Annotated in this window: 22 protein-coding genes and 1 tRNA gene; 7 read left to right on the top strand and 16 right to left on the bottom strand. The window is 59.2% G+C overall.

The features are described 5' to 3' along the window. The first annotated feature begins 79 nt into the window (after window positions 1-79). From ihfA to IE087_RS16710, 4 genes are all read left to right on the top strand, one after another. A complete protein-coding gene (gene ihfA, locus IE087_RS16725) occupies window positions 80-382 on the top strand; it encodes an integration host factor subunit alpha (protein WP_189370518.1) in 303 nt (100 codons plus the stop codon). A gap of 4 nt (window positions 383-386) precedes the next feature. Beyond that, window positions 387-1538, top strand: a complete 1152-nt coding sequence (locus tag IE087_RS23585; RefSeq protein ID WP_229801432.1) for a MerR family transcriptional regulator — start codon at window positions 387-389, stop codon at window positions 1536-1538. Window positions 1539-1607: 69 nt separating this feature from the next. Beyond that, window positions 1608-1684: transfer RNA gene (locus IE087_RS16715), tRNA-Pro, on the top strand. A 67-nt stretch (window positions 1685-1751) separates the two neighbouring features. Then, entirely contained in the window at window positions 1752-2834 is a 1083-nt protein-coding gene (locus IE087_RS16710) for a 2'-deoxycytidine 5'-triphosphate deaminase (protein ID WP_189370517.1), read from the top strand. Here the strand turns inward: IE087_RS16710 and IE087_RS16705 are convergent. The 8 genes from IE087_RS16705 to IE087_RS16670 form a co-directional block, all read right to left on the bottom strand. Then, window positions 2831-4063 (bottom strand): hypothetical protein, encoded by a 1233-nt coding sequence (locus IE087_RS16705; protein ID WP_189370516.1) that lies wholly within the window; start codon window positions 4061-4063, stop codon window positions 2831-2833. The two genes, IE087_RS16710 and IE087_RS16705, sit on opposite strands and share 4 nt — an antisense overlap. A 103-nt stretch (window positions 4064-4166) precedes the next feature. Beyond that, complete coding sequence (locus IE087_RS16700; protein ID WP_189370515.1) at window positions 4167-4406, bottom strand: hypothetical protein; 240 nt, start codon at window positions 4404-4406, stop codon at window positions 4167-4169. 71 nt (window positions 4407-4477) lie between these two features. Beyond that, on the bottom strand, window positions 4478-5140 hold the full coding sequence (gene scpB / locus IE087_RS16695; RefSeq protein ID WP_189370514.1) for an SMC-Scp complex subunit ScpB: 663 nt from the start codon (window positions 5138-5140) through the stop codon (window positions 4478-4480). Next, window positions 5115-5918 carry a segregation and condensation protein A gene (locus IE087_RS16690; RefSeq protein ID WP_189370513.1) on the bottom strand — a complete coding sequence of 268 codons (804 nt, stop codon included), beginning with the start codon at window positions 5916-5918 and terminating at the stop codon, window positions 5115-5117. Before IE087_RS16690 ends, scpB begins: the two co-directional genes overlap by 26 nt. A 10-nt stretch (window positions 5919-5928) precedes the next feature. Then, window positions 5929-6930, bottom strand: coding sequence for a beta-N-acetylhexosaminidase (gene nagZ, locus IE087_RS16685; protein ID WP_189370512.1), 1002 nt, complete (start codon window positions 6928-6930; stop codon window positions 5929-5931). Then, a complete protein-coding gene (locus IE087_RS16680; protein ID WP_229801431.1) occupies window positions 6927-7919 on the bottom strand; it encodes an SPOR domain-containing protein in 993 nt (330 codons plus the stop codon). Before IE087_RS16680 ends, nagZ begins: the two co-directional genes overlap by 4 nt. A gap of 112 nt (window positions 7920-8031) precedes the next feature. Further along, window positions 8032-9774 carry an arginine--tRNA ligase gene (argS, locus tag IE087_RS16675; protein ID WP_189370511.1) on the bottom strand — a complete coding sequence of 581 codons (1743 nt, stop codon included), beginning with the start codon at window positions 9772-9774 and terminating at the stop codon, window positions 8032-8034. 60 nt (window positions 9775-9834) lie between these two features. After that, entirely contained in the window at window positions 9835-10968 is a 1134-nt protein-coding gene (locus IE087_RS16670; RefSeq protein WP_189370510.1) for a deoxyguanosinetriphosphate triphosphohydrolase, read from the bottom strand. A gap of 80 nt (window positions 10969-11048) precedes the next feature. Here IE087_RS16670 and IE087_RS16665 point away from each other — a divergent pair, with 80 nt between their 5' ends. Then, window positions 11049-11372 (top strand): HesB/IscA family protein, encoded by a 324-nt coding sequence (locus IE087_RS16665; RefSeq protein WP_189370509.1) that lies wholly within the window; start codon window positions 11049-11051, stop codon window positions 11370-11372. 3 nt (window positions 11373-11375) lie between these two features. On the opposite strand, the gene IE087_RS16660 is transcribed toward IE087_RS16665, so the two are convergent. Together IE087_RS16660 and IE087_RS16655 are read right to left on the bottom strand one after the other, a co-directional pair. After that, entirely contained in the window at window positions 11376-12431 is a 1056-nt protein-coding gene (locus tag IE087_RS16660; protein ID WP_189370508.1) for a DUF6902 family protein, read from the bottom strand. 47 nt (window positions 12432-12478) lie between these two features. Beyond that, entirely contained in the window at window positions 12479-12820 is a 342-nt protein-coding gene (locus IE087_RS16655; protein ID WP_189370507.1) for a DUF6749 family protein, read from the bottom strand. Between the two features lie 361 nt (window positions 12821-13181). Between IE087_RS16655 and xth the strand changes: the two genes are divergently transcribed. Beyond that, window positions 13182-13964: an exodeoxyribonuclease III gene (gene xth, locus IE087_RS16650; RefSeq protein ID WP_189370832.1), complete on the top strand. Its 783-nt coding sequence runs from the start codon at window positions 13182-13184 to the stop codon at window positions 13962-13964. 21 nt (window positions 13965-13985) lie between these two features. Here the strand turns inward: xth and IE087_RS16645 are convergent, their stop codons facing one another. The 6 genes from IE087_RS16645 to IE087_RS16620 form a co-directional block, all read right to left on the bottom strand. Beyond that, window positions 13986-14513: a hypothetical protein gene (locus tag IE087_RS16645; RefSeq protein WP_229801430.1), complete on the bottom strand. Its 528-nt coding sequence runs from the start codon at window positions 14511-14513 to the stop codon at window positions 13986-13988. A 114-nt stretch (window positions 14514-14627) separates the two neighbouring features. Then, window positions 14628-15212: an HNH endonuclease gene (locus tag IE087_RS16640; RefSeq protein ID WP_189370505.1), complete on the bottom strand. Its 585-nt coding sequence runs from the start codon at window positions 15210-15212 to the stop codon at window positions 14628-14630. A gap of 194 nt (window positions 15213-15406) precedes the next feature. Continuing rightward, entirely contained in the window at window positions 15407-15952 is a 546-nt protein-coding gene (locus IE087_RS16635) for a hypothetical protein (RefSeq protein WP_189370504.1), read from the bottom strand. Between the two features lie 35 nt (window positions 15953-15987). After that, the gene (locus tag IE087_RS16630; RefSeq protein ID WP_189370503.1) at window positions 15988-16653 is read right to left on the bottom strand and encodes an alpha/beta hydrolase; all 666 of its coding nucleotides are present in this window, start codon (window positions 16651-16653) and stop codon (window positions 15988-15990) included. Continuing rightward, window positions 16650-17279, bottom strand: a complete 630-nt coding sequence (locus IE087_RS16625; RefSeq protein WP_189370502.1) for a DNA-3-methyladenine glycosylase family protein — start codon at window positions 17277-17279, stop codon at window positions 16650-16652. Before IE087_RS16625 ends, IE087_RS16630 begins: the two co-directional genes overlap by 4 nt. Continuing rightward, window positions 17276-17959, bottom strand: coding sequence for a precorrin-6A/cobalt-precorrin-6A reductase (locus IE087_RS16620; protein WP_189370501.1), 684 nt, complete (start codon window positions 17957-17959; stop codon window positions 17276-17278). The genes IE087_RS16625 and IE087_RS16620 overlap by 4 nt, the downstream gene beginning before the upstream one ends. Window positions 17960-18050: 91 nt before the next feature. On the opposite strand from IE087_RS16620, the gene IE087_RS16615 reads away from it, so the two are divergent. Then, window positions 18051-19274 carry an MFS transporter gene (locus IE087_RS16615; protein ID WP_189370500.1) on the top strand — a complete coding sequence of 408 codons (1224 nt, stop codon included), beginning with the start codon at window positions 18051-18053 and terminating at the stop codon, window positions 19272-19274. Window positions 19275-19300 lie beyond the last annotated feature (26 nt).

Below are 19300 nucleotides of genomic sequence, written 5' to 3'. Positions count from 1 at the left end.
ACATCCGGTGTCATGGCCAAGGTCTTGATATTGACTCGGAATTTCTCTGCGCCCTATGCTTTGCCAAAGGGGAGAACTTATGACTGATAAGACTTTGACACGCATGGATTTGAGTGAAGCTGTGTTCCGCGAAGTGGGACTGTCGCGAAATGAAAGTGCACAACTGGTGGAAAGTGTACTGGACCACATGTCAGATGCGCTTGTGCGTGGAGAGCAGGTCAAGATTTCGTCTTTCGGCACTTTCTCTGTTCGCGACAAGTCTGCACGTGTCGGTCGCAACCCCAAGACAGGCGAAGAAGTCCCCATCAATCCGCGCCGCGTTCTGACCTTCCGCCCCTCGCATCTGATGAAAGATCGCGTGGCCGTAGGCAACAAGTCCTGAACAGATGGCCAAGTCCGCGGACGCCTTTCGCACGATTTCGGAAGTTGCCGAGTGGTTGGGCGTTCAGACCCATGTGCTGCGCTTTTGGGAAAGCAAGTTCACCCAAGTCAAACCAGTCAAACGGGCTGGCGGTCGGCGGTACTATCGTCCCAGCGATATGTTGCTGCTGGGTGGCATCCGAAAATTGCTGCATGATGACGGCCTGACCATCAAGGGTGTCCAGAAGATTCTGCGCGAAGAAGGCATGGCGCATGTCGCCGACCTGTCCCCTCCTCTTGATGCGGAAACGGATGCACAGCTGGATGCAGATTTGGCTGCAAGTATCGACGAAGATGTTGCGCCATCACATGTCGAGGCGGAGGTCGTAGCTTTCGATGCCGGCCAAGAATCTGAAGACGTGGCAGCGCCAGACGTCACAGACGATGAGACCGATACCGAAGAGCCGGAAAGGGCGCCCGCCGACGCCCCCTTGCCTTCTTTCCTTCTCACTCCTGCACCCGCCGCAGAGGCTTCCGAGAGCGAAGACCGACCTGGACTTCCCTACCCGCCGCTTGTCGAAGACGCGCCTGCGCAAGATACCGAGCAAGCAGATGCAGACGCCCCTGCTCTGACTGACGACATCGTAGAGGCAACGCTCGAGCAGCAGGATTTGTCCCCTGCGCCAGCCGAACCGAAGGCTGAGGCTGAGGCTGAGGCTGAGGCTGAGGCTGAGGCTGAGGCTGAGGCTGAGGCTGAGGCTGAGGCTGAGGCTGAGGCTGAGGCTGAGGCTGAGGCTGAGGCTGAGGCTGAGGAACTGAAACCGGAAGCCCTGGAAACACAAGAGGCTGAAGAGACACCTGAAGAACCCGCGGCGGAGCCTGCTGCAACACTGCCGTCATTCCTGTCGGACTATGCAGAGCCCGACACTGACAGCAACGAACCGGTTACTGCTGTAGCAGAGCAAACAGAGCCTGCTGTGGCGGCACCGAAACCAAGCATTGTCAATGTGCCTGACGATCCCGATCCAGACACCATTCCAGTTGCGCCCTCCGCGCTGACAAAGGCAGAACGTTTGACGCATTTGAATGACGCGCAGCGCAACATGATCCGGCCGTTACTGTCGCAGCTGACCGCGTTGCGCGACCAGATGGCGAGCAACCGGCGCGAGCCGCACTGAGAAGAACGCGATCCCAGTGCAAATCCCCTCTTGCCCCCGGCCAGAAATCGGGTATGACACCCCTCACGTCGGGCTATGGCGCAGCCTGGTAGCGCGTCCGTCTGGGGGACGGAAGGTCGCAGGTTCGAGTCCTGCTAGCCCGACCAATACACACCGCCCTGGCGCTACAGGGGCACTGGCCGCAGGCCCCACAACACGAGACGAGGGGGCAACATGATCGGCGTACTTCCTGATACAGAACTGAAAGCGATGATGGACCGCGGTGAGATTGCCGCAAGTCCAGCCGTGATCCCGGAACAGGTCCAACCTGCAAGTCTTGACTTGCGTTTGGGCACGGTCGCTTACCGTGTGCGTGCATCGTTCCTTGCGGGTCACGGTGCGCGCGTCAGCGATCGCTTGGCCGAATTCCAGATGCACGAAGTTGATCTATCCGGCGGCGCCGTGCTGGAAAAAGGGTGCGTCTATGTCGTGCCTTTGATGGAAGCACTGGACCTGCCAGACGGTGTGCAGGCGGTGGCAAATGCAAAAAGCTCAACCGGGCGGCTGGATTTGTTGACCCGCACGATTACGGATGGCGGCACGGAATTTGACCGCATTCCGACAGGGTACTCTGGCCCGCTATACGCCGAGATTTGTCCCCGCTCATTTTCCGTTCTTGTCCGCCCTGGCATGCGCTTGAACCAGATCCGTTTTCGCGTGGGACAAGCGGTGCTGAGCGACAACGAACTCACCAAACTGCACAGTGACACACCCCTGGTGAACGGCACCGCCGTTGTCGACGAAGGTCTGGGCTTTTCGGTTGATCTGCGCCTGCCAGAGACGACGCTTGTCGGATACCGGGCCAAACCTCATACAGGCGTCATCGATCTGGACAATATCGGCCACTACGATCCGGCCGAGTTCTGGGAAGAAGTGCACGCGCGCGATGGGCATATCATCCTTGATCCCGGAGCGTTCTATATCCTTGTCAGTCGTGAGGCTGTTCATATCCCACCTGACTACGCAGCTGAGATGGCCCCTTACCTGGCCATGGTTGGCGAGTTCCGCGTGCACTATGCTGGTTTCTTCGATCCCGGATTCGGGCACGATGCAGCAGGTGGCACCGGATCACGGGGCGTACTGGAAGTGCGCTGTCACGAGGCCCCATTTGTACTTGAGCATGGCCAGATTGTCGGTCGCCTGATTTACGAACGGATGGCAGCGCAGCCCACGCAGCTTTATGGCGCGGGCATTGCATCGAACTACCAGGGTCAGGGACTGAAACTGTCCAAGCACTTTGCAGCGCCAAACGGTTAGCCGCCTTCCGCAGCCGGCGTGGCGCCTTCACTGTTCTGCGATGCGGGTGGGTCCGGTTTGAAGATACGTTTGCCCGCCGATTGGATTGAAGCAAAGGCATCTTCTGCCATGAAACCCGACAGAAATGCGATGAAGGCCACCGTGTAAGGGGTGAGTTCGACATCGTTTGCCGGCCCACTGCCCTGCGTCAACGCCAACATACCAGCGCCGGAAAAGAGGAAGATGGCAATGGCTGCGGCAATCCCCTCGCCCACGTTCACAAACAGCCGCGACAAGGTCAGCGTGTCGGCATGTTTTGACGAATAGTAGCGGCGGGAAAAGGCCACGACCGTGCCCAAGCCCCCCGATGCGATGGTTACGATCAGCGTCAGGAAGATGGTTGGAAAGCTGACAAAGCGCATCAGGATATCGGGAAAGATCGGGAAATTCAGGGACAACGCCGACAGACGTGCCCGTGCAGGATCCCCCGGCCCTAGCGTTTCCTGCAATGCGAGGATTTGATTGTTGTGGCCGGTCCAACGCGCTCGCAATTCGTCGATCTGGGCCTGCATCGCCTCCTTCTCGGCTTTGATAACAAGGGATGCGCTGTTTGCCGTTTCAACCGCGTCAGACAAAAGATCCAGCGTTACAAAGGTCTCATCATGAAGGATTGTGTATCTGTCCGTCGTATCCAGATCGACATCGCTTTTCTCAAGCCCATCACCCAGTGTTCGCATCAAGGCCCGCAATTGCAATTCCGCCGTCTTGGCCCGCAGGGTTGGCTGCGCCGTGGAAACAGTCATGTGCAAGGTTTCTAGGGTCGCGTCGTAGACAAGCCGCTGTGGCCCAGCCAATACAAATTGATACTCGGACAGCTTGCCAAGCGTTGCGTCCACCTCGGCCCGCAAGGCGGATTTGGCAACCGCGATCGCTCCAAATGATCTGCTGTGTCGCGCTTCTATATCGGACATCTTGGCCGCGTGGATTTGAATATTCTGCGTCACACTCGTCTTTGCGCGTTCCAAATCCTGCTCGCGTTTGATGATGAACAGCAGATTGTCGATATCCGAGACCAACGCCCGGCTTTCCTGCGTCGCAACTTGTGTGACCGGCTCCGCCTGCCAGGCGGTGCGATAGATGTAGCTGCCAAAGCCAATCGTGACGAACAGAACGAATATCACGTACAGCCCGATGACTGTGACGCCCAATGAAACAGAAGATACAAAAAGACTGGGCTTACTATGTGCCATAATACGTTCCCCCCAGAACAATGAAGGTTACGCTACGGCACCGAATTCATGCAATCAACGGTGGTTTTCCCCACCTTTCATGCGTTTTGAGACCGCTGTCAGGCTATTTTCGATCAGCTTTAGCCGCTTGCCGTGCTTGACGGGCTGCACGCCTTGCCCGGCGTTGTTCCCGAATTTGAGCCTGCGTCGGCCCATCATGATCCTCAAGTTGCGGCTGCTGAGGGGGAGGAGGAGGCTGCTGTCGGCCACGCGTCGCGCGGTTGATACCCGCATCGATCCCCTTGTTGATCGCTTTGCGCATGATGATGCGCATGATCATGTTGATGATCTGATTTGCATTCATGGGACTGCTCCGCCCTGTTCACTCTGGTCAAATATAGCGACAAATACGCCGAATTTCAGACCAATTCTTGCTCAGTCTTCAAACAGCTCTGACTGACCCTCTTCGCTTTCATCCTCCGGGTCGGTTTCCGGCCCCGGAAGCGTGCCGGGTGGAGGCCGGTTTTCCAGCAACCCTGCAGCACGCAGTTCCTTGAGCCCCGGCAGATCGCGGGCGTTTTCCAATCCAAAATGATCAAGGAAGGATTGCGTGACCACAAATGTCACCGGTCGCCCAGGTGTCATCTTGCGGCGCCCGAAGCGGATCCATTCCAGTTCCAGCAACTGGTCAACCGTGCCTCGGCTCACACTGACGCCGCGAATTTCTTCGATCTCGGCCCTTGTCACGGGCTGGTGGTAGGCGATGATAGCCAGCGTTTCGATAGCCGCGCGCGACAGTTTGCGCGTCTCGACCGTTTCCTTCTGCATCAAGAAACCAAGGTCTGCCGCCGTTCGGATGGCCCAGGCATCTCCAACCTTCATCACCTGCACACCACGCCCCTCGTAGCGCTTGCGCAAATACACCAGTGCTTCGGCAGCGTCACACCCGTGCGGCATACGCGCTTCCAATTCGCGTGTGCTGATGGGCTCAGCTGTCGCAAAGAGGATTGCTTCGACCATCCGTTCCTGTTCAGCCATGGGGGGTGCTTCGAACAGGCTTTCTTCTTGTTCTTCAGTTGCTTCTGTCACGTTGCTCATCTCTCTTGCGCAGCTGAATCGGCGCGAATGTCTCGGACTGGCGGATTTCCAGGTGCCCTTCCTTCACCAGCTCAAGGCTGGCGGCAAAGGTGGCGGCGGTCGCGGATCGGCGTTTGGCCGGATCCATTTCCCAGCCCTCGGGCAGATAGGACAGGATGTCGGTCCAATCACCGGCAAAGCCGATAAGGCCGCGCATCCGGTCCAGCGCCTGTTCCATGGTGAATACGGCGTCGCGGTCCATGACAAATGGCCGGAATTCGTCGCGCGTGCGGATACGGGCATAGCCCTGCATCAAGTCCAGCAACGTGGCGGTGTACGTTACCTTGCGCACCCGTGTCACCATTTCGGACTGACCCCGGGCAAAGAAATCGCGCCCCAACTGATCGCGCGCCATCAGTCGGGCGGCAGAGTCGCGCATGGCCTGCAGGCGTTCAAGCTGGAAGGCCAGATGAGCGGCCAGTTCCTCGCCCGATGGCCCCTCTTCCGTCGGATCAGGCGGCAAGAGCAGACGAGACTTCAGGAACGCAAGCCAAGCGGCCATCACCAGGTAATCTGCGGCCAGTTCCAGCCGCAGCTGCTTTGCCTTCTCGACAAAGGCAAGATACTGGCGCGCGAGCTGAAGCACAGAGATTTTGCGCAGATCAACCTTCTGGGTACGGCTGAGCGTCAGAAGCAGGTCAAGCGGCCCTTCAAAGCCGTCGACATCGACAATCAGCGCCTCCGCCGCGAGGCGGTCGGCGACCGAAATGCGGTCTTCCTCGAATGTATCTTCAGCCATGCCCCACGCTTTAACCTGCCCCGCTCAAAAGCGCCTCAAGTTCGGCGTTGAGCTCGGCAATGTCAATGTCGGCGGGGGTTTGACGCGCTGCCAGGGCAGCGTCGGCCCGTGTTTGGGCAGCGTCCGTCATGTGACCGGCTGCATTGGCGGAAGCTATACGGTCGGCCAGGGGCGCATTGCAGTGCAAAACCACATCGCAGCCCGCATCCAACGCACAACGCGCACTCTGATCGGGCGTGCCGTTCAGCGCCTTCATCCCGATGTCATCCGTCATGATCAGCCCGTCAAAGCCAATATCATTGCGGATCAGGGCCATCGTATCGGCCGAAAGCGTTGCAGCTGTGTCGTCCACGGCCTCGTAGACAACATGCGCCGTCATCCCCATGGGCAGGTCATTGAGCGCCCGGAACGGAGCGAAATCCGTCTCGCGCAGGGCGTCGAGGCTCACGTCCACGCGCGGCAGATCATAGTGGCTGTCGAGATCGGTGCGACCATGCCCGGGCATGTGCTTCACCACAGGAAGAACTCCGCCGTCCAAGTGGCCCTGCGCTGCAGCGCGGCCCAAGGCAGCAATGTCGCCCGGAGAAGTTCCGTAGCAGCGATTGCGCAGGAAATCGTGGGTTTCCTTGACCACAAGATCAACCATTGGGGCGCAATTGCTGTCGATTGTCAGCTCTTTAAGTTCATGCGCTATGTGCCTGTAACGCAGATACATAGCGCGCTCAGCATCATCACCAGCAGCTTGCACAAAATCCAGTGGCGGCGACCATTCGGTCCAAGTTGGGCCGCGCATGCGCTGAACGCGCCCGCCCTCTTGATCAATGGTGATAATTGCTTCGCGCCCAACCGCATCGCGGAACTCGGAGCACAGGCCATAGACCTGATCGGGTGTGTCGATATTCCGGGCAAAGAGGATGAATCCGAACGGGTCGGCATCGCGAAAGAATGCCTTTTCATCCTTGGTCAGACGCAACCCATCCGCATCGAGGATGGTTGCGCCAAAATTGCTCATCGTGTGACCACCGGAATGCAGTCCGCGCCTTCGGCGACGAGGGCCGAACAGAAGCGACGGGCATCGCTCAGGTCAGCAAAGCCGTGAGCACGCAGACGGTAGAACGTGCGACCGCCCGATTGCGCCTGTTGCACAATCCTGTCCTTGCCCCGCAAGAGATCACCAAAGCGCCCCTGCATCTTGTCCCACTCCGAGCGCGCCACCTCTGGGCTGTCGTACGCACCAAGCTGCACCAACCGGGTGCCGGCGGGGACCGCGGTGGGATCAAGGTCGCTGGTCTGCGGCTCTGTACGTGGTGCGGTCGCAGCCACTACGGTGCGCGGCGCCGAGGCTGGGCGCAATTGGGGCCGCTTGGATTCCTTCGGCCCAGGCCCCTTCACAACGGCGGGGACTGGCGTTGGGGTCTCCGGCAGATCAGCGGTTGTTACACTGGCCAGCACCGGCTCCACTTCGGCTGCGTCTGCCTCAATGGTTTCGGCGCCGGTCGTGAGTTGTCTGACCAAATCGTCAATATCGCCCCCGTCCAGCGCGGTCGCCACATCGACCGGAGCGGCCTCGAGGCTGGCTGCCACGTTCAACGGTTCGGGCTGTTGCACAGGCGCCACCGTTTGAGCGGGGATCGGCTGATCTTCTTCAGTCAGGTCGACAGGACGCGGCGCCAATGTGACCTGATCCACTGGACCAGACGCTTCGCCTGCAGCGGCCACTTCGTTCACGGCAAGGCCCGTGTTCCGAGCCAGTTGGCCACCCGGGTTCTCGGGACGCACACGCATCTCACCTTCGGCTGCACGAACAACCGGAATGCCCGACACATCCCGCATCACCAGCTTGTAGCCCCAGACCGACACACCCGCGATCAGCGCCAGAGAAACAGCAGCGCCTGCGAAATTCGTGAGGTTTTTCAACATGTTTGAAGGCGGCATTGACGCATCCTGGTGCGTGTCATAGCCCCCGTGACCCATGTCGTGGGAATAGTGCATATCTGCCATCTGTAGCCTCGTTGCCCGCACGGATACATGCCCGCGCAAGTCATCTTGTTGGTTGTGCCCGCCCGGTGGCGCGCCTTGGGATATGTGCCTGTTTGCCCCTATCGGCGGGACGTTAACGCAGCTCTTCGGCTGGTTTCACCCCAAGAATACCAAGGCCCGCTGCAATTACAACGGCGGAGGCGCGCGCGAGCGCGATTTTTGACTGGGAGGTTGCGGGATCATCCTGCAGAAAGCGCAATTCGGGCAGGTCATTCCCCCGGTTCCACAGCCCGTGGAACACACCCGCAAGGTCATAGAGGTAGAAGGCAATCCGGTGCGGCTCATTCGTCCGTGCAGCGGTTTCAACAAGCCGTGGCCATTCCGCCAACTTGGCCGCAAGGGCCAGTTCCGCCTCGTGATCCAGCTTGGACAGGTCAGACGCTGCAAGTGTTGCATCATCCACCACGATACCGGCCTCGGTCGCCTTGCGCAGAACTGACTTCACCCGCGCATGTGCGTACTGCACATAAAACACCGGGTTTTCCTTGGACTGCTCAAGCGCCGCATCCAGATCGAAGTCGAACATCGCATCGTTCTTGCGCGTCAGCATCATGAAGCGGGTCACGTCGGGGCCAACCTCGTCCACCACGTCGCGCAGGGTCACAAAGGTCCCTGCCCGCTTGGACATCTTGAATTCCTGCCCGTTCTTGAACAACTTCACCAGCTGCGTCAGCTTGATGTCGAGCGGCACCTTGCCATCCGACAGCGCGCTGACCGCCGCTTTCATCCGCTTGACGTAGCCGCCGTGATCCGCACCAAAGACGTCGATCAGCGCGTCAAAGCCACGCTGTACCTTATCATAATGATAAGCGATGTCTGGCGCAAAATAGGTCCAGGACCCGTCGGACTTCATCACGGGACGATCCACGTCATCGCCATGATCTGTGGACTTGAACAGGGTTTGCTCGCGTGGCTCCCAATCTTCGGGCTTTTTGCCTTTGGGCGGTTCAAGGACGCCTTCGTAGATCAGTCCTTTGCCCCGCAGATCATCCAACGCCGCCTCGATCCGGCCTGTGCCGTAGAGCGACTTTTCGGAATAAAAGACATCCATTTCCACGCCAAGTGCGGTCAGATCGTCACGGATCAGGTCCATCATGGCCTCGGTCGCGAACTCCCGCACCTCAGCCAGCCAGAACTGTTCGCCCTTGCCGACAAAGGCATCGCCGACCTTCTCCTTGAGCGCTTCACCAACCCCGATCAGGTAGTCGCCGGGATATGTGCCATCCTCGAACGCAACCTCTTGCCCGTGCGCTTCGAGATAGCGGAGGTAGACAGACCGGGCGAGCACATCGACCTGCGCGCCGCCATCATTGATGTAGTATTCGCGCGTGACATCGTGGCCTGCGAAGTCCAGCAGCGAGGCCAGCGCGTCCCCAAACACAGCCCCCCGCGTGTGACCCACATGCAGCGGCCCTGTCGGGTTGGCGGACACGTATTCGACATTGACCTTTTGCCCCGCTCCCAAATCAGACCGGCCATAGTCCGTGCCAGCTCGCAATACAGCGGCAACGACCCTCTGCCAGACCGACGGTGCAAGCCGCAGGTTCAGAAACCCCGGCCCAGCCACTTCTGCGCTGGTGATGCGATCATCTTCTGCCAGACGCTTTGCCAGCGCTTCAGCAATGTCGCGCGGCTTCATCTTCGCGGGCTTGGCCAGAACCATCGCGGCATTGGTGGCCATGTCACCATGCGCGGCATCGCGTGGTGGTTCGACCGCAACATTGTTTGTCGCCAAATCGGCAGGCAGTTCGCCCGCCTCGGCCATGGCAGCAAGGTTGGTCAGCACAAGGGCGCGGATATCGGCAAAGAGGTTCATGGGGGGCCTATTCATTAGATGCGCGGGGTGTATCACGCGCACCCCAAGCGTCAAGCATGACTACCCGATCAGCCGGGCATGTTCCTGCAGTGCAAATCGGTCTGTCATGCCGGAGATATAGTCCGACACGCTGCGGGCCAGCGCAACCTCGTCCCGCGCATCCACGTTGCGGCGCCATTCCGCGGGCAGAAGATCAGGCTTGGACAGGAACAGCGGGAACAGGTCGTTTACGATGCAGGTCACGCGTTCACGCTCCACCATCACAGATGGGGCGCGATACATGTTGGTGAACAGGAATGACCGGATTTGTTTGAGATCGGCCCAAAGCGCATCTGAAAACCGGATGACGGGCCGACCCAAATGGCGGATATCCTCGACCGATTGGGCACCGCTTTCGGCCAATAAACTGCGCGAAGTTTCGACAACATCCGTGACCATGGCAGCAAAGACGCGGCGCAGCCCCTCGTGCCTGCGCCGCATTGGGTCAAGGTCAGGATACAGCACATCCACCTCGGCAAAGGCCGGACCGATCATCGGCAGATCGCAAATGTCAGCCTCTGCAAACAACCCGGCGCGGAGACCGTCATGCAGATCATGGTTGTTGTAGGCGATATCATCGGACAGTGCCGCAACCTGCGCTTCCGCACTCGCATGTGTGCCAAGTTCTAGGTCGTGTTCTGCGTCATACTCCGCCAGTGCATAGGGCAAGTCACCGGTGACTGGACCATTATGTTTCGCAATGCCTTCAAGGGCTTCCCAGGTGAGGTTCAACCCATCGAAATCGGCATAGTGACATTCCAGCCGCGTCACAATCTTGATGGCCTGCGCGTTGTGATCGAAACCGCCATAGGGGGCCATGAGTGACTGCAGTGCATCCTCACCCGTATGGCCAAAGGGCGGATGCCCCAAATCGTGGGCCAGCGCCACAGCCTCGGTCAGGCAATCGTTCAAACCCAGCGCCCCCGCGATGGTGCGTGCAACCTGCGCCACTTCTATCGAATGGGTCAGCCGTGTGCGGTAATAGTCCCCCTCGTGCTCCACAAAAACCTGCGTCTTGTGTTTGAGCCTCCGAAAGGCCGAGGCATGAATGATCCTGTCCCGATCGCGCTGGAACGGCGAGCGGAATGACATCTCTTCTTCCGGCCAACGCCGTCCGCGGGCGCGGTCAGGATCAGAAGCGTACGCGGCTGGCATGTCCGGTGATCCTTGTCGCCTGTTCCTGTCGGGCATATATTGCAGACGCAGAACGATGAAAACCGTCCGGAGCAGATGCGATGCAATTGCCACCCAAAGTCACCGAACGCGCTTTTGAGCGCTTGGCCGAGATCGGCGCAGCCGATCAGGGACAAGCCCTGCGTGTCGCCGTCGAAGGTGGAGGGTGTTCCGGCTTCCAATACGAGATTGCGCTGGACGACCCCAAGGATGACGACCTTGTTTTGGAAGGCGCGGGACAAAAGGTTGTCGTAGACAGCATTAGCCTGCCCTTCCTTGCAAACGCGGTCATCGACTTTTCCGAAGAGTTGATCGGCGCACGTTTCGTGATCGAGAATCCCAATGCCACCAGTTCTTGCGGCTGTGGCACGTCTTTCTCGATGTAGCCCTCAGGCGCGCGCGAACAGTTCGAAAAAAGGCTGAAACTGAGTGGTCGACGCAATGGTCGTTTCCAAGACCAGTCCGGCATCGTCATCCAGCAGATCAAAAACATAGTCACACATGTGCCCCCAATCGCAGCTGCGCATCTCGGATGCGGCAAGCAAAGCCGCAGAGACCGGACGCAATGCGCTGGGATGTTGGGCGCTTGGCTGAAAGACAGCCCGCCCTTCGGGCAGCGGGCATCCCGTGCCCTCCAAGCCAAGAACCTGCACCGCCCAGGACGCCACAAGGTATTCGTGATAATCGTCTGATGCTGTCCCGGATAGGTCTTCTACAATCCGGAAGCCGGACATGGACCGGCGCACCGCTTCCACCCAGATGGCACTCGGTGCCTTTCCAGCCTGCCGCAATGCGACACAGACCTCGGCCAGCAAGTCGATGTTCTGATCCAGATAGGCCAGAATCCCTAAATATTCGAGGCTTTGCAGGGTTGCCGCATCCAGACATGGATCGCGGCGCCCGTACTCGGACAAATAAAAAACGATATGCGTCAGCTCGTAGGCGGCCTTCTTGTTGGGCAGCGCAAATGTTTCGGGCCGGGCAATGAACCCGCGCAGGCGGTCATCCAACCCGGGATCAGCGGCGCTACAATTGACACCGCGACGCGCCAACAGGCGCCGCGCCTCCGCCCGTTGCAAATCACTCAGCTCTGCCTCCGGCAAGCGTTGGCGCGCAACCCACTGACACAGGCTTTCCATCTGCGTTCCCGGCAGTCCCAGGTCTTCCAGGTCCATGCCGATGGACAACAGGAAGCGATAGTATTGTGGAAAGAACTGCAGCCGTTCGGACAGCCCTTTGTAAAAGTCCCCATGGGGTAACAACGCGTCCGCATCGATTTCCGTGCCGGTACATTCCAGAATGCCTAGAAGCTCGGCATTTTCTTTCAGCCAGAACACATCATCCGGGTGCCTGCGGTGCGTTGCAAAAAGATCGATCAATCCACCTGCCCGTTCGGTCAGGCGCTGTCGGCGCGGCGGGACGTTCAGTTCAATGACATTTGACATGTTTTTGTACCCCTTTGTCTGTTGTCGTGTCGTCCCGCCGCCCGCGGTCAGGACCCTGACGAGAACAGATTTGTCAGCTCACCCTGCATGACTGCACCTGTCTGCGCCGGCGTACTGCTGGTCGAAAACAGCTCGACACCGTCGCCAGCCACCGTTTCGCGCGCAACCGGTGCGCTGCTTGTTGAAAACATCTCGACCCCGTCACCGGCAATCACATTCCCCGCAGACGGTGCGCTGCTGGTCGAGAACATATGAACGCCGTCGCCCATCAGAGTGTCCCGCGCCATCGGCGCACTGCTGGTCGAGAACATTTCGACCCCTTCCCCGGAATGCAGACCACTGATCGAAGCGGTGTCCAGAACGAATTGTGTTTTGCGTTGAGCCGTCATAGCAGCTTCCCCTTTCATCTTTTGGTTGTGGTGACCAAAGCGTTGCCCGTTAAAGGCGATTTTCAAAAGGAAAATTCTTGCTAAAGGAGAGTTGCCCGAAGGTTATCCACATAAGGAAAAGCATAGAAGCGCTTGCACGCCCCCGGCTTCAACCCAGAACATTTTTGGAACAAATTTTCTTATCCACAGCCCTGTTTTTGCTGTGATTTTCCTGTATTGCAGCTTGCAATTCCCCGACACTAGCCCGAATCGATTAGTTAAGAAATAGTTAATTTGCGACACTTGCCGCGCCCGGCCTTGGGGTCTTGCCCAAAGCCCTCGGATGCGCGAGACAAACGAAGCGGTCAAAACGGGGACTATTATGAAAATCGCCACCTTCAACATCAACGGCATCAAAGCCCGTATCGAAGCTCTGCCGCGCTGGTTGGATGCGGCAAATCCGGATGTTGTGCTGTTGCAAGAAATCAAGTCGATTGATGAAAACTTCCCCCGCGAGCTGTTTGAGGATCGGGGCTACAACGTCGAAACACACGGCCAGAAGTCATTCAACGGGGTGGCCATCCTGTCGAAGCTGCCACTTGAGGACGTAACACGTGGCCTGCCCGGCGACGATGAGGACGAACAGGCCCGTTATATTGAGGCGACGGTCATGGGTGACACTCAGGCGGTGCGTCTGTGTGGCCTGTACCTGCCCAATGGCAATCCTGTGCCCGGACCGAAATATGACTACAAGCTGGCGTGGATGGAACGGCTGCGCCAAAGGGCGATCGCGCTTCTGGCCGAAGAAACGCCCTTTCTCATGGCCGGTGACTACAACATCATTCCGCAGGCCGAAGATGCAAAGCGACCAGATGCTTGGCGCGACGACGCGTTGTTCCGACTTGAAAGCCGCACAGCCTTCCGGCGCTTACAGAATCTGGGGCTGACCGAAGCCTTCCGCGTACGCAGCCTTGTGCCGGGACATTATTCATTCTGGGATTACCAGGCAGGTGCATGGAACAAGGATGACGGCATTCGCATCGATCACTTCCTGCTCAGCCCGAACTGTGCCGACCTGATGACGGACTGCCAGATCGACAAGGCCGTGCGGGGCGAAGAAAAACCGTCGGACCATGTGCCGGTATGGGTCGATCTGGTCGCCTGACGACGGGGCACCATCAGCACCCTACATCAGCAGCGCGCCTTTTGATTCCTCGGTGAAGACGCGGACATAGTCGCCCGGTGATGATCCCGCCCAGTAAACCCATAATCGACTGGGCAGGTTCTCATCTATCCAGACATAGTCGCCCTGCTCTAAACCCCGTAACTCGGTGCTCAGATAAGTTACGCCGGTATTTGCCAGAAAATCCGTTGCCGCCATCGTACCCTGAAACGCCGCGACCCCAAGGATCGGCGCATCAAAATCGACGTAGCCTGTATGAATGCCGGACAGGCTGTCAAAGAACACATAGTGGCTTGCAACGATTGTGCCTGCAGGTATCCACCCCTGTTCGTTGCCGATGTCGACCCGAATGGGTTCGACCAACGTGATGTTCTGGTCTTCGTCAAAACCATAGAGGTTGTCATCGTCGAACGTGTCTGCACCGACGGCGAACGGCACATCCGTGTCCAACAGCACGAACTGACCAGAGCCGATTTGCTGAATGATCTTCCCCTGCAAGATTTGAGCGCCCGCAGGTTGGGTGGAAAACATAGCTAAAAGACAGACAATGATCGGACGCATAGCCGAACCATGCCCCAGTTCGTACGCCGACGCATGGGGTCACAGTTCACGAGCACGTGAAGGCTCCGCAGTGCGGTTGCTTTCCTATGCCTCCAGTTCCGCATCCCAGTACAGAAAATCCATCCAGCTTTCATGCAGGTGGTTTGGTGGAAACTTCCGCCCCATGTTGCGCAGCTCCTCCGCGCCCGGCTGGCGGGGTGGCTTGCGCAGGGCCATACCGGTGCGGTGCAACGGCTTGGAGCCCTTGCGCAGGTTGCAGGGGCTGCAGGCCGCCACAACGTTCTGCCAGCTTGTCACGCCTCCGCTCGCACGTGGCACCACATGGTCAAAGGTCAGATCGCCCTTGGCTCCGCAATACTGGCACCTAAATTCATCCCTCAAAAATAAATTAAAGCGCGTGAAGGCCACGCGCTTTTGAGGTTTCACATAGTCTTTCAGAACCACGACAGAGGGTATTCGGATCTCGGTACTTGGGGACCGAACGACCTCATCATACTCGGCCACGATGTCCACCCGATCCAGCCAGGCCGCCTTGATCGCCTCCTGCCAGGGCCACAGGGACAAAGGATAGTAACTAAGCGGCCTGTAGTCCGCATTCAGCACCAACGCCGGGTGCTGTTTCAACGCAGACGGGCTGCGTGTGAATTCCGTTCTGAAATCGCCGTCCATGCGTGACTCCGTCCTCGCCCTGTCTGCCCGTTGTGGCACCAGAGCGGGGATCCCGCCCCGGCTTTATGTGGTGACTATATCTTGTGGAAAGCACGTTGCAAGTGCCATGCGCACCACGAGATGTCGCAGCCGCAATAGAACGGATTGGTGACAGAGATGTGACGATTTTTGTGCGCCAAAGCAGTAGGCAGCACTTACTTCCCAACAGCGTCCCGCGGCGTGGTCCATCCTTCAGCCCGGCACCGCTCCATACCTTGGAACGGATCATTGGCCCCATCGTCATCATCTTCTACATCTATAGATTGAACGACATCCCGCACCCCAACTGCAACGCAAAGGTCCGGATAGCGTCTCAGCCCATGAGCATAGGCCAAAACAAGGCGCACAGAATGAATGCGGCCATCCCGATCATCCACCAAACGCAACACACTCCATTCCAGCGCTGTTTCCGCGTCGCCCGGTTGGTCTGCAAACATCCGGCGCAACGAGTCGGAGAAAATGTGATCTCTGTCCGGCACAAACGTATCGCGCCGGTCAATCACCCAGATATAGGCATCCACATCGAGCATAGAGAGCGGTTCAGCCTCGGCATCAAAGGCCCCCACCCCGGCATCCAGCGCATACAGATCACGCTCCAACGTCGGCAGTGCATCGCCATCCACCACAATTGTCAGCGGAGCGGCAGACACGGAATCTGCATCGGAAGATTGGGCCGCAGCCGGCGTTGACGGCAATGCCATGGCACAGACCAAAGCGGCGCAAAAAGCGAGGCGGCTCACAAGCCCAGCTTGTCCCGCATAAAGGCCAACGCAACGCTCAGCCCATCCGGTGCAATTCCATGCGCGGTGCCTTTCATGACGTGCGCATAAACGTCCTTCCACCCAGCCTCTTGCAGCGCCTCAGCAGCCTGCGGCAAGGATTGCGGTGGCACCACATCATCCTGATCCCCGTGGATCAGCAAGACAGGTGGGCGGCTGACAACCTCGTCCGCCAGCACCTCGGGGTTCAGCAAGCGACCGGAGAAGGCAACGATACCAGCCACCGGGTCTTCTCGCCGCGGGGCCACGTGCAGGGACATCATCGTACCTTGGGAAAAGCCAAACAGGACAACCTGTTCCGGCAGCACATCCTCATCCACCATCAGGGCATCAAGAAATGCGTTCAGGTCCTCGGCGGCGGCATTCAGCCCTCGCTCGGCCTCTTCTTCCGACGATCCGTCAATCCATGGGATCGGAAACCACTGGTAGCCACCGGGATAGCCCGGAATGGCCTCAGGCGCATCAGGTGCCACAAACAGCGTATCCGGCAAATGTTCACTTAGCGGATCGGCCAATCCCAACAGGTCCGCACCGTTTGCTCCGTAGCCATGCAGGAACACAACGATCGACCGCAACTCTCCTGATGCGGGCTCAACCCGCCCTGCCTGCAACACCCGTGTCATGTGATCCCCTCTCGGCCCTTTGCGACCCGGTAGTAGGTGAAGAACAGTCGGGCAGCAACCGCCCGCCATGGTGACCACTCTTCAGCCATTTGACGCAGCGCCTTTTCCTTGGGTCGGTCGGGCAGGTCAAAGATGAGGCGCGCCGCCTCCTGCAAGGCCAGATCACCCGGGGCAAAGACATCCGCCCGGCCAAGCGCAAACATGGCATAGATCTCGGCCGTCCAGACCCCAATGCCCTTCACCGCAGTGAGGGTTGCAATGACGTCTGAATCCGGTGCGTGGCGCAACGCGTCGTAATCGATCCCGGCTTCAGCCAGGGCAAGGGCATAGGCAATCTTCTGACGGCTCAACCCGGCAGCTCGCAATCCGCCCTCGCCCGCCGCAATCACCGGCGCGGGTGCGACCAGCCCGCCCTCCTGCATCCGCGCCCAGATCGCATTGGCCGATGCGGTACTCACCTGTTGGCCTATGATCGCATTAAGAAGCGCGGCAAATCCGTCTGGCCGTCGCCGCAAAGGCAAAGGGCCTGCCACCTCAAGCGCCTGCGCCAGAGCGGGATGCTGCGTGGCCAACCATGCAGCGCCTTCGGCCACATCTGCATCGCTTTCTATAAGGCGTCCCGTCACAGGTGATCCACCCAAGCCAGCAGCGCGCCCGTGTCGCTCATCAAGGTCACGGCCCCAGTACCGGGCTGTGCAATCAGGACCACTGGCAATCCAAGCAACCGCGCGGCTGCAATCTTCGGAAACGCACGCTTTCCGCCCGTGTTTCGCGCCAGCACAACGTCAATTTTCAGCTCCTTGAACAATGCCGCCTCTTGCGCGGCATCAAACGGGCCATCGCCAAAAACATAGGTACAGCCCTCCGGCGCAGGGTCATCATGACGGTGCAATTGGCGCAAGAACACCGGGCCGTCATGGTGGACCAGCACCTCGGCACTGTCCCGACCCGAAGCCGCAAAGACACGCGCACCCGACGGCAAGGCTGCCACCGCCTGCGCCAGAGTGTCGACCTGCTGCCATTGATCCTCTGCGTCCGGTACCCACGCGCCACGGCCAACGCGCACCCGTGGCACATCTGGCGACAAGCGCGCGGAGATCGCCCGAAGTGTTTCGTCAAAGGGATGTGTAGCATCGACAATTGCCTCGGCAGACTGCACGCCTGCCCGCAATGTCGCCGAACAAGGCAGATCAGCCACCATGGGCGCCCGCGACCAGTAGACCTGCACCTCATGCCCCGCTGCTTGCAAGGCGCGCACTGCAGGTTCGGTAACGGCCGACCCACCCAGAACTAGGACCCGTTTCATGCCGCCACCCTAGCCCCATGTCACCGGTGCGCAACCACCTGTGCTTAATCGCGCACTTGCCGCTGGGCGCGCCCGGGGATAGCCAGCAAACATGACCTACGTTGATGACACCCGCGCCAAGCGCAACGTGGCCGTCCTGGTCGCGGCACAGGCGTTTCTTGGCAGCCAGATCACCATGATGTTCGTGGTGGCTGGTCTGGCTGGACAACAGCTGACCCCTTACGCCTGTCTGGCGACGCTGCCGATTTCGCTGATCGTATTTGGATCGATGACCACGGCCCCATGGCTATCGAACGTCATGCAACGCTTTGGACGTAGGACAGGGTTCATCCTCGGTGCACTTGGCGGCTTGGCCGGTGCAGCCATCGGGGTCTGGGCACTGAGCATCGACAGCTTCTGGCTGTTTCTCGCGGGCAGCTACATGACGGGCATCTATATGTCGGCGCAGGGCTTCTATCGTTTCGCTGCCGCCGACACAGCCTCGGACGCGTTCCGCCCCAAAGCAATCTCCTATGTTATGGCGGGCGGTCTGCTGTCTGCGATCATTGGACCGCAGGTTGTGGGCTATGTCACTGCAGGCACGGCGGATGCCACGGTCGCGCGCTATATTCCGATCTACTGGGTCGCCATGGGCTTCAACCTTATGGGCATGGTGCTGTTCCTGTTCCTCGACATTCCCAAACCGGCACCACCCTCGGCAACCGAAGGCGCGGGACGCTCGCGCAGCGAATTGTTGCGCGACCCCCGCATCGCCGTCGCTGTCATCTGCGCCGCTGTATCCTATGCGCTGATGAACCTCGTGATGACCTCCACGCCGCTGGCCGTTGTGGGTTGTGGATTCACCGAACCGGACGCTGCAAACGTCGTCACAGTGCACGTCCTTGCCATGTTCGCTCCATCCTTCTTCACGGGTCACCTGATCTCACGCTTCGGGGTCGAGTGGATCATGGGTCTTGGCCTTGCGATCCTCGGCGTGGCGGGTGTCATCGCGCTTCAGGGCGTCGACCTTGCCAATTTCTATTGGGCACTGTTCTTCCTTGGGCTGGGTTGGAACTTTGGCTTTATTGGGGCCACCACTATGTTGGCCGGCGCTCACTCCACACAGGAACGGGGGCGTATGCAGGGCGTGAACGACCTGATCGTCTTTGGCGGCGTTACCCTCGCATCGCTGGCCTCGGGCGGGTTGATGAACTGTGCAGGCGGTGACCCGGTCGAAGGTTGGGCAGCCGTAAATATCGCAATGGTGCCTTTCCTTGTCCTGGCAGGCGGATCGCTCATCTGGCTCGTGATGCGGAAACGTGCCATCGCCGTGTAAGGCGCATCCTGATGCGCCGACCCGCG

The organism is Tateyamaria omphalii (assembly GCF_014651375.1).
Classification (GTDB): domain Bacteria; phylum Pseudomonadota; class Alphaproteobacteria; order Rhodobacterales; family Rhodobacteraceae; genus Tateyamaria; species Tateyamaria omphalii.
Note: the sequence above shows the minus strand (reverse complement) of the source record. Positions and strands in the feature narration are given on the sequence as shown.

Coding starts and splice junctions, on each gene's coding strand:
- ihfA (WP_189370518.1), top strand. CDS start 80: ATGACTGATAAGACTTTGACACGCATGGATTTGAGTGAAGCTGTGTTC.
- IE087_RS23585 (WP_229801432.1), top strand. CDS start 387: ATGGCCAAGTCCGCGGACGCCTTTCGCACGATTTCGGAAGTTGCCGAG.
- IE087_RS16710 (WP_189370517.1), top strand. CDS start 1,752: ATGATCGGCGTACTTCCTGATACAGAACTGAAAGCGATGATGGACCGC.
- IE087_RS16705 (WP_189370516.1), bottom strand. CDS start 4,063: ATGGCACATAGTAAGCCCAGTCTTTTTGTATCTTCTGTTTCATTGGGC.
- IE087_RS16700 (WP_189370515.1), bottom strand. CDS start 4,406: ATGAATGCAAATCAGATCATCAACATGATCATGCGCATCATCATGCGC.
- scpB (WP_189370514.1), bottom strand. CDS start 5,140: ATGAGCAACGTGACAGAAGCAACTGAAGAACAAGAAGAAAGCCTGTTC.
- IE087_RS16690 (WP_189370513.1), bottom strand. CDS start 5,918: ATGGCTGAAGATACATTCGAGGAAGACCGCATTTCGGTCGCCGACCGC.
- nagZ (WP_189370512.1), bottom strand. CDS start 6,930: ATGAGCAATTTTGGCGCAACCATCCTCGATGCGGATGGGTTGCGTCTG.
- IE087_RS16680 (WP_229801431.1), bottom strand. CDS start 7,919: ATGGCAGATATGCACTATTCCCACGACATGGGTCACGGGGGCTATGAC.
- argS (WP_189370511.1), bottom strand. CDS start 9,774: ATGAACCTCTTTGCCGATATCCGCGCCCTTGTGCTGACCAACCTTGCT.
- IE087_RS16670 (WP_189370510.1), bottom strand. CDS start 10,968: ATGCCAGCCGCGTACGCTTCTGATCCTGACCGCGCCCGCGGACGGCGT.
- IE087_RS16665 (WP_189370509.1), top strand. CDS start 11,049: ATGCAATTGCCACCCAAAGTCACCGAACGCGCTTTTGAGCGCTTGGCC.
- IE087_RS16660 (WP_189370508.1), bottom strand. CDS start 12,431: ATGTCAAATGTCATTGAACTGAACGTCCCGCCGCGCCGACAGCGCCTG.
- IE087_RS16655 (WP_189370507.1), bottom strand. CDS start 12,820: ATGACGGCTCAACGCAAAACACAATTCGTTCTGGACACCGCTTCGATC.
- xth (WP_189370832.1), top strand. CDS start 13,182: ATGAAAATCGCCACCTTCAACATCAACGGCATCAAAGCCCGTATCGAA.
- IE087_RS16645 (WP_229801430.1), bottom strand. CDS start 14,513: ATGTTTTCCACCCAACCTGCGGGCGCTCAAATCTTGCAGGGGAAGATC.
- IE087_RS16640 (WP_189370505.1), bottom strand. CDS start 15,212: ATGGACGGCGATTTCAGAACGGAATTCACACGCAGCCCGTCTGCGTTG.
- IE087_RS16635 (WP_189370504.1), bottom strand. CDS start 15,952: ATGGCATTGCCGTCAACGCCGGCTGCGGCCCAATCTTCCGATGCAGAT.
- IE087_RS16630 (WP_189370503.1), bottom strand. CDS start 16,653: ATGACACGGGTGTTGCAGGCAGGGCGGGTTGAGCCCGCATCAGGAGAG.
- IE087_RS16620 (WP_189370501.1), bottom strand. CDS start 17,959: ATGAAACGGGTCCTAGTTCTGGGTGGGTCGGCCGTTACCGAACCTGCA.
- IE087_RS16615 (WP_189370500.1), top strand. CDS start 18,051: ATGACCTACGTTGATGACACCCGCGCCAAGCGCAACGTGGCCGTCCTG.